This is a genomic window from Chenggangzhangella methanolivorans (genome assembly GCF_042648545.1).
Lineage (GTDB): Bacteria > Pseudomonadota > Alphaproteobacteria > Rhizobiales > Methylopilaceae > Methylopila > Methylopila methanolivorans.
Map to the genome: position 1 here is coordinate 17,088 of NZ_JBHRXS010000012.1, position 14,724 is coordinate 31,811.

Consider the following 14,724-nt stretch of genomic DNA (forward strand, 5'->3'; position numbering starts at 1 on the left):
CCTGCAGGCGGACGTCTCCGACGTCCGATTTGGGTCAGGCCGGGACAAGTGCCTCTAGCTGAGACGCGCCAAAGGCGGACGTTCCTGCGATTGTCACAAAAAGCTGTCCAACGTGAACCTGACTAGGTGGCCAGCTATGTGACGGGTGTTGAGGCTCGACATGCGAGGATGTTGTGGATGTGAGCTAAACGACGCGATGCAGCCCGTCATCCTGAAGGCAATCTAGGTGGCGTGCGCGTTCTGATGAGGCACGATGCGATCCGAGTAGCGGTTGAATGCTGTGACGCGCGCAATCGGCAGAGCTACCTCCCGCTTGTAGATCTTGGCGCACAGGTATGCCTTCTCTGCCTCGATGTCGCTCTCAGCAACGTCTGTCCACCATGCGCGGGGCCGACCGTCCTCGCCGCCGTTCCACCGATATCCCCGGCGTTTCAGCAAATCCTTCGCGTCAAACGGCGAGTTCTCGGCCCAGCATCGCAGAGTTGTGCTTCGTGCTGAAGTGAGGAGCGCCGCCAGCGCTGTGACGCCGGATGTCGGCAACGGTCGGGAGAGCAACTCGATCGTCGCGTGGCAGTCGTGCACCGCCCGGTGCCGATCGTAGTAGAAGCCGCTGCTCATCGCGAGATAGGCGAGTTTGGTGCTCTCGAATCCCTCGTCGGCCCAGCGCACTTCGCTAAGCGAGCATGCCCATGGATTTTGCGATAACGCCGGGCAGAACCGCTCAAGGAATCTGCGGTCGAACGAGGCGTTGTGCGCGATCATTAGGGTTGTTGCCGACAAATGCGGCGACCTCAGCGGGATCGATCGACCGCCCGGCCACCATCGCGTCGTCGATGCCCGTAATCTGCGTCACCTCAGCGGGGATAGGCGAGGCGGGCTGCCTGAGAGCGTTGAAGGGCTTGCCGACCCCGACAATCTCATCGTCTGCCGTGTAGAAGAACGGGACCATCGCGAGTTGGATAATCTCGTTGATATCGGGATCCAGCCCGGTCGTCTCGACGTCTGCGAGCAGGGCGCGACGCGTGCCAGCCGGAGCCTCAGATATGGGTTCTGGTGGTCGCAGCCGCCGCAGTACACGGTAGTCGCCAAGCGCCTCCAGCGCTGTGATCATGTCGTCGAGTTGGCCGCTAATCATGGCCTTCCGCGCCATCTTCGGCGGGGCCGAGCGGAAGAAGGGACGGTCGCCCAGCTTCGTGGAACCACAAGTCAACGATCTTCGCATCGTCGCTCGCAGGAAGAGGATCGGCTTTCCGCACCCTGAAGGTAGTGGGAAGGTTGACGGAGTTTCCAAATACCAGTGCGTGCTGCTTAGGCAGTGAGGGGAGCCTGCGCAGAACACTGTCAGAGATGAAAGGTGTCATCTGGCGTATCTGGGAAAGGTCGTCCGGATTTTGAATCCGGTGGACAACAAAGTTCGAGCATTGCGACAGCACGGTCTTCGACAGTTCGCTGGGACGCTGCGATGCAACAAGCAAGAACAGCCCGTACTTGCGTCCCTCTTTTGATATCCGCTCGAAGATCCGGCTCGCGTCGACCGCGTGGCGGGACGGCGTGGACGCGACGTAGCGATGGGCCTCCTCAAGTAGCAGGTGGACGGGGAAGCGGTTGCGGGGATCGGCTTGACGGAGAAGGCGGAAGACCATGCGTGCGATCACGGCGCTGACCAGTTCGACGACCTCGTCTTCAACCGCGTTCATGTCGAGGATGACGATCTGTGCACCCTTGGTGTGACCGTCAGCGATAGGTTCCAGGCCCAGCAGCGTGGCGAGAAACATTCGTCTGTCGCCAGCGGCGACGGCGTTGTGGCGCAAGAAACGATAGTCTCCGCGTTCCTCCAGCGCCTTGAAGCGTGTGACCATCTGCGCACAGTAGTCGCGGATCTGGCGGTTGCCGTGCGCCTCCTCGTATAGCAGCGCTAGGTCGATGGCGTCGCCTAAGGCGGAGAAGTCGAAAGGCGTGCCATCGTAGTCAGGGAGCTTCAGGTTTGGAATGATGAAGCCGGCGTGCCCACCGCCACCGGCGAGATATTGGTACGCCGCCTCGATCCCGGCCATATTGCCCCAGTTGACCCCGATCATACCCCCGATCTGCGCAGGGTTGATTTGCGCCGTACTGAATCGTTGCAGGATCCCGCGGATGCGCGTCTCTTTAGCTCCTGGCGGGGTCTCATCACTGAGGATGAGGGTGATACAGGTCGCCAGCATGTGATTTCGTATGTTGTTCAGCGGACCAACATCGGCAGCACCAAACAGCGTCGCGAGGCCAAGCGCCATGCGCAAGATCGGCACCTGGGTGCGCTCGCTGGCCTGAAGTAATAGCTCCCATTCGGAGAGGTCGAGGTACCAGTGCGGAAGCCGGAACCGGTCTGGCGACGCCGTTCCGTCGAGGATAAGACGCTTGACCCCGATGTCGGCGACCTCGGGTAGCCGGGCGAACGCCCGATCGTATTCGCCGTTCACGTCCAGCACGACGAACGTGGCACCACGCGCGTGGTGCTCGTCTGGCTTCTCAAACAGCGCTTGGAGGATTGACGCGACCGTGCAGGATTTCCCGCTCCCGGTATTGCCAAGCACCGCGACGTGACCGCCGAAAAAGTCGTCAATCCTCACCTTGACCGCGTAATCTTCGAACACGACAGACTGCCCGATGCCCAAGTTCCGGTAACGAGTAGCCTCCGCAGGCACACAGTCGGCTCCGTTGTGACCAAGCGCTGGAATGGTGTCCGTCTCGGTATCGAAGATGCGGTCAAGTTCGCCGTCGAGAGCGTAAAGCGCGTCGGCGTAGAGCGAAGGGAAGATGGAGATGCCGAACCGGAACTTGCGGTCGCCATCGGCCGGCAGCATCCCAACGGGCACTACGTCGAGGTATTTGGCGGAACTGGCTTTCTCGAGTTGCCAATCGGCGGCGCCGCCGGCGACATCCCGCTCGCGCAACCCGACGACTTCGGCAACAACGTACTCGGACTGAGCGGGGATCATGATAAAGGAGCCCAGCCGGGCCACGTAGTGGAGGTCGTCGAAGCCGACGACGGTGAAGTTGTCGGTGCCGCCGAGCATCTCGATGACGAAGCGATCCGCAGCGACCGACGTGACTTTGCCGATTGCCCGGCGGCGATCGTCAGATCCCATCGTCGCCTTCGTTCGTCTTGCGACCGAAGGTCTCGAGCACAAGCTTCACCGCGTCGTCGATTCGCTCGGCTGGCCGCTGGGGGAGGAAGCGCTCGACCACGATGTCGAAGTAGTGAGCACGGGTGCCAACGGCTGGTCCGTCGCCACCAATGATCCAGACGCGGGGGTCGTTGAGTGCGCGGAGCTTAGCGATCTCTCCCGGCGAATCCGGATCGGCGAAAATGATCAACCGGAATGTCGGGATCGTCAGCGCTTGGTAGATTATGTTGTTGAGGTGTTCGTCGCCGAAGGCGAAGCCCGCGGTGATCAGGACGCTCTGCTCTCGCACGACATGCGACTGGAATTCGCGGAAGAGGTCGGCATAAGGCGATCCGAGGCTCGAATTCTGCTTCGCCGGCGTCGGATAGATCATGACCTTGTTCGGCGCGTCCTGCGGCCAGGTTTCCCGCACGGGGAAGAGCCCGTGGTCGTCCTCGGTCCAGCTGATCGATCCGTGGACCTTGCAGAGATAGACGAACCCATCGACAGCCGACCATTTGCGGTTCGACAGATCGAGCTGTTCGGCTAGGGCGTAGCGGAAGGTAGCGGGATTGAAGCGACGCTCGACGACGCCCGAGAACCCGTTAGCGTAGGGCAACCCTAGCCGATCCATCGCACGTTCGTTGAATAGGTCGTAGTTGGTAGTGAATACCCAAGGTCGCGGCAGTGAGCGGTCACGCATCACAAGCTTGCGGTAGAAAGATTCGTATAGCTTGAGCACCGCGCCGTCGCCGTGAGCGAACGCGCCGTTGGTACAACGCTCCCAAAGGAAGTCCTGGATCTTCTTAATTAGCGTCTCGACCTTCACCCTACGCTCGACGTGCTCGGGCTTGTCACTGCGCGTGAACACGAAGCGTAGGCTGTGGAGCAGCTCCATCAGGCGCTCGAGGTTGCGCGCGTATTCGGTGCCTTCGAGCTTGGCGCCGAGCTTGCCGAGAAACTCGACGTCGCTTGCATCGAGCGCCCATGCGGGCGGCGGTACGAGCTCGAGGTCGTCATCATACGTAGGTGTCGGAACGACGCAGAATTCTTTCGCCAGAGGCCCCATTGTTGGGACCCCGAGCTCCTTGCCCTCCTCCACGCGCGATGAGCAACCGGCGCCGAGCAAGAAGGCGACGTTGCGTGCATTCAGCGCTTCGCTGACGGCCTTGCGGACCTGCTCTTCGTCTTTCCCCCACTCGAGCGGCGCTCCTGGGGCATCGCCGGCCCGCACGAATTGGAACTGTTGGGCGGGCACAGGCGGAATTTCATCGGCCACGGCCAAAATCCTCCCGCAGCCTTTCATTCTCTCCACTAAAAATGGTCATTCTTAGTGCTCCCCCCAGCTGGCAACCTTACTCTGGTTGCACTTTGGATCCATCACCTCATGAGCGGCGGACTGCCCTGCCTAGCGACGATCCTGGGGATGACAGCACCGCGGCGCAATCACGATGGAGCACTGATCCTCTCTGCATGACCGGGACCGTCGAGGAGTAACGGTCCCGCAACGGCTAGTTGTGCGCTAACTCGTCAGAGTGCCCACGAGCAGACATTTCGGACGTCGGATAGGGGTCAGGAGCGGGCTGCAGCTGAGCTTCAAGCTCGCGACGGGAGCCCGGCTGTGGGCCGCCCCGTCAGCGCTAGGAAACGACTTCACTTCGTCTCCAAACAGAGCGTCAGTGCTGACGTCGCGGACGGAGGCCTGAGCATGAAATCGAAAAAGATCTGAGTTGCTTGTTTGAGCGCGATGGTCCGCCGGGTCGTCCAGAGCGGCGAGCGGGCGTAGAGTGCAGAGGAGCTTTTTTTTGAAGCTTGGCCGCTTCGACGAGGCCATGGACATCGCATTTAAGATCGAGCCCCTTCTTTACGAAGCGAACCATTTCCTTCAGAGCGCCAGTCTGTTGAGGAGCTCCGACGGGAAAGCCGAGAAACGCTGTTCAGAGTCAGCCTGACGGCGGCTTTTGGATCCAGTCGGCTCCCTTCTCCCACCCCGCACTTGCGGGGCGCCTCAGTAGCAGCGGCCCTCGCTGCGAAGATGCGATGGAGAAGTACTCATGCCCCACACCACTTCGGCGGAACCCAAGCTCACGGACGCCCAACTCGTCCTCCTGTCCGCAGCCTCGCAGCGGGAAGACGGTCTCATCGTTCTGACGGACGCTCACCCGTCGGTTGCCCGCACCATCGCTGCGCTGCTGCGGAAGGAGCTGCTGATCGAACTGGTCGTTCAGCGTCGCCAGCCCCACTGGCGCCAGGACGAGAACGGCAAACCGATCGGGCTTAAGCTCACGAAGATCGGATATTTGGCAATCGGCGCTGAAGGTGGTGTGGACGCCACCACCGAGCCCGCGCGCGCCGCTCCTGAGATCGACACCATCCGAGCCGGTACCAAACAGGCGATCATTGTCAATCTTCTGGCCAGGCCGGAAGGTGCGACACTGGGCGACCTGATCGACGCGACTGGTTGGCTGCCGCACACGACGCGGGCGGTGTTGAGCGGCCTCCGGAAACGAGGTTTCGTACTCTCGTCGGAGAAGCCCGAGCAGGGCGAGTGTCGCTATTCGATCGCCGCTTCGGCCCAAGCGTCGGCGGTCTGAAGATGTCCCGCACGCCCGGGATCGAAGTCGAGCTTCGCCGACTGGAGACGCTCGACTTTACTACGCTTAAAGCTCGTTGGCGCAGCGTCACCGGTCGCGCTGCGCCAACCGTTGTCACAAGATCACTGCTGCTAAAATTGCTGGCGTATCGAGTGCAGGCCGATGCGCTCGGCGACCTCGATCCGGACACGGCGCGGTTTCTCGACCGCGTCGCTACCGATCGAAAGTTCGCCAAAGCCAAATCACTGCCCATGCCCGACAAGGTTCGGGCGGGGCAGGGGGCGATCTTCATCCGTGAATGGGAAGGCGTCACCCATCACGTGATGCACATCGCTGACGGCTACGCCTGGAACGGCGCCACCTACCGCAGCCTGTCCGAAGTCGCTCGCGCGATCACAGGCGTCCGATGGAACGGGCCTCGCTTCTTCGGCCTGAGGGCGAGGGAGAATGTTCGGTGAGCCGCCAGCCGCCAACCATCCGACGCTGCGCGGTCTATACGCGTGTCTCGACCGATCATCGGCTGGAGATGGACTTCAACTCTCTCGACGCGCAATGCGAGGCGGCCGAGGCCTATGTGCGAAGCCAGGCCGGGGAGGGCTGGAAGCTCGTCAAAAACGGGGTGTTCTCCGACGGCGGCTTCTCCGGTGGTTCAATGGAGCGGCCAGCGCTGCAGCGGCTGCTCGATCTGGTGCGGTCACGCGGCGTTGACGTGATCGTCGTCTACAAAGTCGATCGCCTGACCCGCTCGCTCGCCGACTTCGCCAAGCTCGTTGAGCTGTTCGACGCCAACGGCGTCTCGTTCGTGTCGGTGACGCAGTCATTCAACACAACCACCAGCATGGGGCGGTTGACCCTCAACATGCTGCTGTCCTTCGCGCAGTTCGAGCGGGAGGTCACGGGCGAGCGCATCCGGGATAAGATCAGTGCCTCGAAGAAGCGCGGCATCTGGGTCGGTGGGGTCGTGCCGCTCGGCTATCGGGTCGAGGCGAAGAAGCTGGTGGTCGACGAAGCTGAAGCCGCGACCGTCAGACAAATTTTCGATCGCTATCTCGCGCTTGGATCGCTGAGCGCTCTCCAAAAGGAGCTTCGGGAGCAGGGCGTCGTCACGCGTCAGCGGATCCTTGCGTGCGGCAAGACGATCGGCGGCGTGCCACTGACAAATGGTCCGCTCGCGCATCTGCTGGCGAACCGGGTCTATCTTGGGGAGCTCAACCACAAAGGCATGAGCTATCCTGCCGAGCACCCAGCGATCATTACAACGTCACTGTTCCAATCGGTCGCAGCGAAGATCTCTGAGAACCGGAACGGCCATTGCACGAAGCGATCGAGCTCCGCCGCGCTGCTGGTCGGTCAGCTGTTCGACGATCGCGGGCATCCGATGACCCCAAGCGTCACAAACAGGAAGGGTGTTCGGTATCGCTACTATGTGTCCTGCGTCGTCGCGCAGGGGAGGGGAGATGAGGCCGGATCGATAAAGCGCATCTCAGCGCCGCAAATCGAAAACGCGATCATCGCGGCGCTTCGTGCGAGATCAGCCGAAAGCTTCGATGAGCGGGAACTGGTTGCTGAACATCTCAGCCGAGCGATCGTTGCTGCGGATGGCGTCGAGCTCACTCTCGCCAACGGTGACTCGATTCGCATCCCTTCGCCAAAACGATCAAGCGCCCAAAGCATTCTTGGGCTGGCGAACGACTCTGCTCTTCCGATGAAGGCGGAGGCGCGCGCCGTCCTGCTCAGGTGGATCGCGATCGGTCGGCAATGTGTCGCAGAGCTCGAGCGAGGCCGAACTATCGATCTCGATCAATTCGCCGAGCGTCGCGGATGCACCCGGCGTCACGTCGAGCGGATGATCGATTACGCCTTCCTGGCTCCTAGCCTTGTGAAGGCCATCGCGGATGGCCGTTTACCTCGCGGCGTCGCCGCCAAAGCGCTCGCCGACGCTCCGATGATCTGGTCGGAGCAGTGGCGGATGATCGGTTTCGAACAGCCCGCAGCCTGAGCTTCCTACGCTCGGTCAAATCCTGAAACCCAAGAAGTTTTCCACAGCCTGGCGAGCCGCGAGGTCGTCTGGCCGGCCAGTGCATCGTCGCGCGGGTACGACATGGCTTTGCAGGACCGGAGACCAGCGCGCTCGAAAGCGGATATCGCGGCTTATGACGACTTCTAGAGACCGGTAATGCGCCTCGATCGCCCGCTAAGTGGCGGGAACTGCGACGTTTTTCGTGCGACCGACAGAACCGAAATTTTCCGAGAAATGTTTGGTGGAGCCAGGCGGAATCGAACCGCCGACCTCTTGAATGCCATTCAAGCGCTCTCCCAACTGAGCTATGGCCCCACCCGGGGTGCGGTCCTTCGAAAGATGCGCGGGGCTTGGGATCCGCCGCGCGAAGAACCGGACATTTCTAACTCGCTTCTTTCGAAGCCTTCAGCCCGTCCGCGGCTGGCGCCGGGAGGGCTTGCGCCGCGTCGGGGTCCGTCGCGGCGCGTCTCTCAATCACAGTTCGCGGGGCTGTTCAAGCCTCGTCGTCTTTTTCTCTGTCGCCGATGATGTCGGTGACGTCGTCGTCGCCTTCGTCGTCGGCCTCGAGGAAGCTCTCGTCGTCGTCGTCCGAGTCGTCATCGTCGTCCGAATCGACGTCGACGTCCTCGTCGTCATCTTTTTTGGACGACGACTTCTTGGTCGCGCCGACGGTCTCCTCGTCGGCGTCCTCGAGCGAGATCGCCTCGGCGTCCTCCTCCTCGTCGACTTCCGGCTTCTCGACGTCGTCGTCATCGTCGATCGGCGCCGGCTTACGGGCTTCGGCGCGCGCCGAACGGGCGACCGCGGCGGCCGAAAGCAGGCTCACGGCCACGAACGTCGCCCCGCATTTGGGACAGGTGATCGGGTCGCGCATCAGGTCGTAATATTTGGAGCCGCAGGACTGGCAAGTCCGCTTGGCTCCGAGTTCTGGCTTGGCCATTCAGTCGTTCCAGGATCTCGAAGCGAGGCGGTGGATTGACGTGGGCGGACCGGACTGTCAAGAGCCCACCGGCTTGCCCAAGGCGAAAGCCGCCGACGCGCCAGCCCATTTGGCCGGCCCCCCGAACGTCCAGCGGAAGAGCGAGAAATCTTGTCCTCCCTAGAGCCCGCACCTGCTCGCGCCCGCCGTTCCGGCGCGCTCACCGGCCGCGTCCGCGCCCCCGGCGACAAGTCGACGTCGCACCGCGCGCTGATTCTCGGCCTGCTCGCCGTCGGCGAAACCCGGGTGGAGGGGCTTCTGGAAGGCGACGACGTCATCGCGACGGCGCGCGCCGCCCGCGCGCTCGGCGCCGAGGTGGAGCGCCTCGCGGCCGGCCGCTGGCGGGTGAGGGGCGTGGGCGTCGGCGGACTGAAGAGCCCGGCCGGGACGCTCGACTTCGGCAACGCCGGCACCGGCTCCCGGCTGATGATGGGCGTGGTCGGCGGCTCGAACGTCGAGGCGACCTTCGACGGCGACGCCTCGCTGCGCTCGCGCCCGATGCGCCGGATCCTCGATCCGCTCGAGAAGATGGGCGCGACCGTGGTCTCCCAGGCCGAGGGCGGGCGCGTGCCGCTGACGATCCGCGGGCCTGAGCGCGCGATTCCCATCACCTACGAGACGCCGGCTCCGTCCGCTCAGATCAAGTCCGCGGTGCTTCTCGCCGGCCTCAACGCGCCGGGCGTCACCACGGTGATCGAGCGCGAGGCGACGCGCGACCACACCGAGCGGATGCTGCGCGCCTTCGGGGCGCAGGTGACGGTGGAGCCCCACGGGGCCCATGGCCGCGCGATCCGCCTCGTCGGCGAGCCCGAACTGAAGCCGACCGAAATCTCCGTGCCGGCCGATCCGTCGTCGGCGGCGTTTCCCCTCGTCGCGGCGCTGATCACGCCGGGCTCGGAGGTCGTGATCGAGGGCGTGATGACCAATCCGCTCCGTTCGGGCCTTCTGACGACGCTCATCGAAATGGGCGCGGACGTCGCCTTCTCGGAGGAGCGCGAAGAGGGCGGCGAGCAGGTCGCGGACCTCATCGTGAAGGCGAGCGCGCTCAGCGGCGTCGACGTGCCGGCCGAGCGCGCCCCGACCATGATCGACGAGTATCCGGTGCTCGCCGTCGCCGCGGCCTTCGCGACCGGCGAGACGCGGATGCGCGGCCTGCACGAACTGCGCGTGAAGGAAAGCGATCGGCTCGCGGCGGTCTATGCGGGCCTGGTAGCCTGCGGCGTCGAGGCGCGGATCGAGGGCGACGACCTGATCGTGACGGGGCAGGGCGGAGTCCGGGGCGGCGGCGAGCCGATCGCCACCCATCTCGACCATCGCATCGCCATGAGCTTCCTTGTGATGGGCTTCGCCTCCGACCAGCCGGTGGCCATCGACGACGCCGCCATGATCGCGACCTCGTTCCCGGACTTCATGCCGCTGATGCGCGGGCTCGGGGCGGCGATCGACGTCGGCGGGCCGGAGGGCGCGGCGTGATCGTGGCGATCGACGGGCCGGCGGCCTCGGGCAAGGGCACGCTCGCGCGGCGCATCGCGGCGCATTACGGCCTGCCGCATCTCGACACCGGCCTGCTTTACCGGGCGGTCGCGGTGAAGCTCATCCACCGCACCATGCTCGACGACGCCGAAGCCGGCGCGGAAGAAGCCCGCCGGCTCGATCCGGCAGGGCTCAACGATCCGGAGCTTCGCAGCGAAGCCGCAGGGGCCGGCGCCTCGGTGGTGTCGGCCTATCCGCAGGTGCGCCAGGCGCTCGTCGAGTTCCAGCGCCGCTTCGCCGCGACGCCGCCCGGCGCGGTGCTCGACGGACGCGACATCGGCACGGTGATCTGCCCCGACGCCGAGGTGAAGCTCTATGTCACGGCCTCGGCCGAAGAGCGCGCCCGCCGGCGCGCGCTGGAGCTCCGCGCGCGCGGCGAGACCGTGGACGAGGCCGAGATCCTCGCCGACATTCGCGCCCGCGACGCCCGCGACATGGGCCGGACCTCCGCGCCGCTGAAGCCGGCCGAAGACGCGGTCCATCTCGACACGACGGAACTTGACGCCGACGCCGCCTTCGCCGCCGCGATCGCGATCGTCGAGCGGCGCACGAAGGCCGCGTGAGAACTGGCTGAGCAGGACAGGGGAGTTCCGACCACAGCGCCGTCCCGCTAGGGTTGAAGGGCTGACCTCAACCCGACGGCCGCTGAGAAATGCTCCCGAAGCTCTACGCCCATGTCTTTTCCTCCTACTCCCAGAAGGCCTTCATCGCCTTCTGCGAGAAGGACGAGCCGTTCGAGCTTCGTCATCTCGCGCCCGAAAATCCGTCCGCGGGCGAGGAATGGCTGAAACTCTGGCCGATCGCGAAGTTTCCGGTGCTCGAGCACGACGGCGAGACCGTCGTCGAGGCGAGTTCGATCATCGAGTGGCTGGAGCTGCGCCGCCCCGACGGACCGAAGATGATTCCCGACGATCCGCGCGCGGCGCTTCAGGCGCGGATGCGCGACCGGATCTTTGACGCTTACGTCATGGAGCCGATGCAGCGGATCGTGTTCGACCGGCTGCGTCCCGAGGGCGATCGCGATCCGCACGGCGTCGCCAAGGCGCATGAGATGCTGGGCAAGATCTACGACTGGCTCGACGGCGAGATGGCCGCGCGCGAGTGGGCGGCGGGCTCGGAGTTCGGGATCGGCGACTGCGCCGCCGCGCCCTCGCTGTTCTACGCCGACTGGGTGCAGCCTTTCGACGGGCGCAAGCACCTCATCGCCTATTACGAGCGGTTGCGCGCCCGGCCGAGCTTTGCGCGATGCGTCGAGGACGCGCGGGCGTGCCGCGACTTCTTCCCCGGCGGCGCGCCGAAGGACCGGGTGGGATAGGCAAGCAAGGCGCCCACGAATGTCGTCGAAGCTCTCCTCCTTCGTTGCGCGCCGTCCCCTGATCTGCTAACGACCGCGCGTCCGGAAAGGCGGGTCGCTCGCTTGGGCCGCGCGAGGTTTCGCGTCGCGGCCGCGAGGGGCCCGTTTCTTCGGATTGGTTCTTCGGACGCGCGCGTCCCGGCGCCGGCCTGCTTCCTTCGGGAGGCGGACACCGGACCGCGGCGGCCGACAGGGCCTCAAGATCAACCCGAACGCCGGCGCCGTCAGCCCGAAGAAGGGCACCAGGAGATTTAATGAACGCCACTGCTGCCGCGCCCTCGCGCGACGATTTCGCCGCGATGCTCGACGAGTCCTTCGAGCGCGCCGACTTTTCCGAAGGCTCCGTCGTCAAGGGCGTTGTCATCGCGATCGAGAAGGACATGGCCGTCATCGACGTCGGCCTGAAGACCGAAGGCCGCGTCGCCCTCAAGGAGTTCGGCGCCACGGGCCGCGAAAGCCCGCTGAAGCCCGGCGACGTCGTCGAGGTCTATCTCGAGCGCGTCGAGAACGCGATGGGCGAAGCCGTCCTGTCGCGCGACAAGGCCCGCCGCGAAGAGAGCTGGGTCAAGCTCGAGGTCGCCTTCAACGACAACCAGAAGGTCGAAGGCGTCATCTTCAACCAGGTCAAGGGCGGCTTCACGGTCGACCTCCAGGGCGCGACCGCGTTCCTGCCGCGCTCCCAGGTCGACATCCGCCCGGTGCGCGACGTCGGCCCGCTGATGGGCACGCCGCAGCCGTTCCAGATCCTCAAGATGGATCGCCGCCGCGGCAACATCGTCGTGTCGCGCCGCACCGTGCTCGAAGAGTCCCGCGCCGAGATGCGCCAGGAGCTGGTCCAGAACCTCGAAGAGGGCCAGGTCATCGAGGGCGTGGTCAAGAACATCACCGACTACGGCGCGTTCGTGGACCTCGGCGGCATCGACGGCCTGCTGCACGTCACCGACATCGCGTGGCGCCGCGTCAATCACCCGACCGAGCTGCTGCAGATCGGCCAGCAGGTGAAGGTCAAGATCATCAAGATCAACCACGAGACGCACCGCATCTCGCTCGGCATGAAGCAGCTGCTCGAAGATCCGTGGCAGGGCATCGAGGCCAAGTACCCGGCCGGCGCCAAGTTCGCGGGCCGCGTGACCAACATCACCGACTACGGCGCGTTCGTGGAGCTGGAGCCGGGCATCGAAGGCCTGATCCACGTCTCCGAGATGTCGTGGACCAAGAAGAACGTCCACCCGGGCAAGATCGTCGCCACTTCGCAGGAAGTGGAAGTGATGGTGCTCGAGGTCGATCCTGTGAAGCGCCGCATCTCGCTCGGCCTCAAGCAGACCATGCAGAACCCCTGGGAGGCGTTCCTCGAGAACCATCCGGTCGGCTCCGAGGTCGAGGGCGAAGTCAAGAACAAGACCGAGTTCGGTCTGTTCCTCGGCCTCGACAACGACGTCGACGGCATGGTCCACCTGTCGGATCTCGACTGGAACCGCGCCGGCGAAGTGGTCATCGAGGAGTTCAAGAAGGGCGACATCGTCCGCGCCCAGGTTCTCGACGTCGACGTCGAGAAGGAGCGGATCTCGCTCGGCGTGAAGCAGCTCGGCGGCGACCCGTTCGTCGACACCACCGGCGAGATGCGCAAGGGCTCCGTGGTGACCTGCGAGGTCATCGAGGTGAAGGAGGGCGGCCTCGAGGTGAAGATCTCCGAGACCGAGCTCACCGCCTTCATCCGTCGCGCCGACCTCGCCCGCGAGCGCGGCGACCAGCGTCCGGAGCGTTTCGCCGTCGGCGAGAAGTTCGACGCCCGCGTCACGCAGTTCGACAAGAAGGCGCACAAGATCGCCGTCTCCATCAAGGCGCTGGAAATCGCCGAGGAGAAGGAAGCGGTCGCGACCTACGGTTCGTCGGACTCGGGCGCTTCGCTCGGCGACATCCTCGGCGCCGCGCTCAAGAAGCGCGAAGGCGGCTCGGAAGACTGAGCTCTTTGAAACGCGGGGCGCTCCGGCGCCCCACATCGATCGATCAGAGGGCCCGCGCGGAGTTTCCGCGCGGGCCTTCGTCGTGTTAGGTCATCGTCTCGAAGCGTCCTGAGAGACGCGGTTTATCGCGAGACATGATCCGATGCCCCTCGACGCCGACGCCATCCTGGATCGCCGGGCGCTGCGACGGCGGCTCGCCTTCTGGCGCATCGGCGCGATCGCGCTCGTCGGCGTCGCGATCGTGGTCGGCGCGCTGGCTTACGGGGCCGGCGGCGAGCGGCGCGCGGGGCCCCGCGGAGCGCATATCGCCAAGGTCGCGATCTCGGGCGTCATCTTCGACGACGAGAAGCGCTCGAAGCTCCTCGCCGACCTCGCCAAGAGCGACGCCAAGGGCGTCATGCTGATGATCGACAGTCCCGGCGGCGGCGTCACGGCCTCCGAGGACATCTACGAGGCCGTGCGGCTGATCGCCAAGGATCGCCCGACGGTGGCCGTGGTGGGCACGCTCGCGGCCTCCGGGGGCTATGTCGCGGCGATCGCGAGCGACCACATCATCGCGCGCAAGACCTCGATCACCGGCTCCATCGGCGTGCTGGCGCAGTTCCCGAACTTCACCGGCCTCCTGAAGACCGTCGGCGTCGAGGTCGAGAGCGTGAAGTCCTCGCCGCTCAAGGCCGCGCCCTCGGGCGTCGAGCCCACGAGCCCGGAGGCGCGCAAGGCGCTCGAGGCGCTGATCCTCGACTCATACGCCTGGTTCAAGGGCGTGGTGGGCGAGCGGCGCGGCCTTCAGGGGCAGGCGCTCGCTTCGGTCTCGGACGGGCGCGTCTTCACCGGCCGCCAGGCGATCGATCTCAAGCTCGTCGACGAGATCGGCGGCGAGCCCGAGGCGCTGGCCTGGCTCGCCGGCAAGGGCGTCGACGCGTCGCTGCCGGTCAAGGAGTGGAAACCCAAGGGCGACGGCCCGTTTGGGCTCGGCGCCGCGGGCCTTGCGGCGGCTTTCGTCGACGCGCTCGGCTTCCCTGGCCTCGCCGCTTCTCTCCGTCGAACGGGGGAGGGCGTCGTCCTTGACGGTGTTTTGGCCATCTGGCACCCTGCGGCCTGATTTTCCGTACAAGTCCCTATACTTAGCGTCTC

Annotated in this window: 13 protein-coding genes and 1 tRNA gene; 8 read left to right on the plus strand and 6 right to left on the minus strand. The window is 64.9% G+C overall.

The annotated features are described in order from the left end of the window. Positions 1-222: 222 nt before the first annotated feature. Genes ACFOWB_RS20040 through ACFOWB_RS20055 form a run of 4 tightly spaced genes read right to left on the minus strand, consistent with a single transcriptional unit; the run spans position 223 to position 4,425 of the window. Entirely contained in the window at positions 223-762 is a 540-nt protein-coding gene (locus ACFOWB_RS20040; protein ID WP_378148957.1) for a 3'-5' exonuclease, read from the minus strand. Beyond that, the gene (locus ACFOWB_RS20045; RefSeq protein ID WP_378148959.1) at positions 722-1,135 is read right to left on the minus strand and encodes an exonuclease domain-containing protein; all 414 of its coding nucleotides are present in this window, start codon (positions 1,133-1,135) and stop codon (positions 722-724) included. Before ACFOWB_RS20045 ends, ACFOWB_RS20040 begins: the two co-directional genes overlap by 41 nt. Then, a complete protein-coding gene (locus ACFOWB_RS20050; protein WP_261404476.1) occupies positions 1,128-3,128 on the minus strand; it encodes an ATP-binding protein in 2,001 nt (666 codons plus the stop codon). Before ACFOWB_RS20050 ends, ACFOWB_RS20045 begins: the two co-directional genes overlap by 8 nt. Further along, positions 3,118-4,425: an SIR2 family protein gene (locus ACFOWB_RS20055; protein ID WP_261404475.1), complete on the minus strand. Its 1,308-nt coding sequence runs from the start codon at positions 4,423-4,425 to the stop codon at positions 3,118-3,120. Before ACFOWB_RS20055 ends, ACFOWB_RS20050 begins: the two co-directional genes overlap by 11 nt. Before the next feature lie 775 nt (positions 4,426-5,200). Here ACFOWB_RS20055 and ACFOWB_RS20060 point away from each other — a divergent pair. The 3 genes from ACFOWB_RS20060 to ACFOWB_RS20070 are packed head-to-tail and all read left to right on the plus strand — an operon-like array spanning position 5,201 to position 7,739. Beyond that, complete coding sequence (locus ACFOWB_RS20060; protein WP_261404474.1) at positions 5,201-5,740, plus strand: DUF3489 domain-containing protein; 540 nt, start codon at positions 5,201-5,203, stop codon at positions 5,738-5,740. A 2-nt stretch (positions 5,741-5,742) separates the two neighbouring features. Further along, positions 5,743-6,198: a DUF2924 domain-containing protein gene (locus ACFOWB_RS20065; protein WP_261404473.1), complete on the plus strand. Its 456-nt coding sequence runs from the start codon at positions 5,743-5,745 to the stop codon at positions 6,196-6,198. Continuing rightward, positions 6,195-7,739, plus strand: a complete 1,545-nt coding sequence (locus tag ACFOWB_RS20070) for a recombinase family protein (RefSeq protein WP_261404472.1) — start codon at positions 6,195-6,197, stop codon at positions 7,737-7,739. Before ACFOWB_RS20065 ends, ACFOWB_RS20070 begins: the two co-directional genes overlap by 4 nt. A gap of 260 nt (positions 7,740-7,999) precedes the next feature. Here the strand turns inward: ACFOWB_RS20070 and ACFOWB_RS20075 are convergent. Both ACFOWB_RS20075 and ACFOWB_RS20080 read right to left on the minus strand, forming a co-directional pair. Then, positions 8,000-8,075 (minus strand) — tRNA-Ala (locus ACFOWB_RS20075). Between the two features lie 178 nt (positions 8,076-8,253). After that, the gene (locus ACFOWB_RS20080; RefSeq protein WP_378148964.1) at positions 8,254-8,700 is read right to left on the minus strand and encodes a TIGR02300 family protein; all 447 of its coding nucleotides are present in this window, start codon (positions 8,698-8,700) and stop codon (positions 8,254-8,256) included. A gap of 150 nt (positions 8,701-8,850) precedes the next feature. Between ACFOWB_RS20080 and aroA the strand changes: the two genes are divergently transcribed. The 5 genes from aroA (at position 8,851) to sppA (ending at position 14,692) form a co-directional block, all read left to right on the plus strand. After that, positions 8,851-10,212 carry a 3-phosphoshikimate 1-carboxyvinyltransferase gene (aroA, locus tag ACFOWB_RS20085; protein WP_378148967.1) on the plus strand — a complete coding sequence of 454 codons (1,362 nt, stop codon included), beginning with the start codon at positions 8,851-8,853 and terminating at the stop codon, positions 10,210-10,212. Beyond that, positions 10,209-10,835 (plus strand): (d)CMP kinase, encoded by a 627-nt coding sequence (gene cmk / locus ACFOWB_RS20090; RefSeq protein WP_261405671.1) that lies wholly within the window; start codon positions 10,209-10,211, stop codon positions 10,833-10,835. The genes aroA and cmk overlap by 4 nt, the downstream gene beginning before the upstream one ends. Positions 10,836-10,924: 89 nt before the next feature. Continuing rightward, a complete protein-coding gene (locus ACFOWB_RS20095; RefSeq protein WP_261404470.1) occupies positions 10,925-11,587 on the plus strand; it encodes a glutathione S-transferase family protein in 663 nt (220 codons plus the stop codon). Between the two features lie 293 nt (positions 11,588-11,880). After that, complete coding sequence (rpsA, locus tag ACFOWB_RS20100) at positions 11,881-13,590, plus strand: 30S ribosomal protein S1 (RefSeq protein ID WP_261404469.1); 1,710 nt, start codon at positions 11,881-11,883, stop codon at positions 13,588-13,590. 142 nt (positions 13,591-13,732) lie between these two features. Next, entirely contained in the window at positions 13,733-14,692 is a 960-nt protein-coding gene (gene sppA / locus ACFOWB_RS20105) for a signal peptide peptidase SppA (RefSeq protein ID WP_261404468.1), read from the plus strand. The last annotated feature ends 32 nt before the right edge of the window (positions 14,693-14,724 follow it).

Bases quoted from the DNA above. Each gene is read 5' to 3' on its own strand.
- ACFOWB_RS20040 (WP_378148957.1), bottom strand. From the start codon at position 762: ATGATCGCGCACAACGCCTCGTTCGACCGCAGATTCCTTGAGCGGTTC.
- ACFOWB_RS20045 (WP_378148959.1), bottom strand. From the start codon at position 1,135: ATGATTAGCGGCCAACTCGACGACATGATCACAGCGCTGGAGGCGCTT.
- ACFOWB_RS20050 (WP_261404476.1), bottom strand. From the start codon at position 3,128: ATGGGATCTGACGATCGCCGCCGGGCAATCGGCAAAGTCACGTCGGTC.
- ACFOWB_RS20060 (WP_261404474.1), top strand. From the start codon at position 5,201: ATGCCCCACACCACTTCGGCGGAACCCAAGCTCACGGACGCCCAACTC.
- ACFOWB_RS20065 (WP_261404473.1), top strand. From the start codon at position 5,743: ATGTCCCGCACGCCCGGGATCGAAGTCGAGCTTCGCCGACTGGAGACG.
- ACFOWB_RS20080 (WP_378148964.1), bottom strand. From the start codon at position 8,700: ATGGCCAAGCCAGAACTCGGAGCCAAGCGGACTTGCCAGTCCTGCGGC.
- ACFOWB_RS20095 (WP_261404470.1), top strand. From the start codon at position 10,925: ATGCTCCCGAAGCTCTACGCCCATGTCTTTTCCTCCTACTCCCAGAAG.
- rpsA (WP_261404469.1), top strand. From the start codon at position 11,881: ATGAACGCCACTGCTGCCGCGCCCTCGCGCGACGATTTCGCCGCGATG.
- sppA (WP_261404468.1), top strand. From the start codon at position 13,733: ATGCCCCTCGACGCCGACGCCATCCTGGATCGCCGGGCGCTGCGACGG.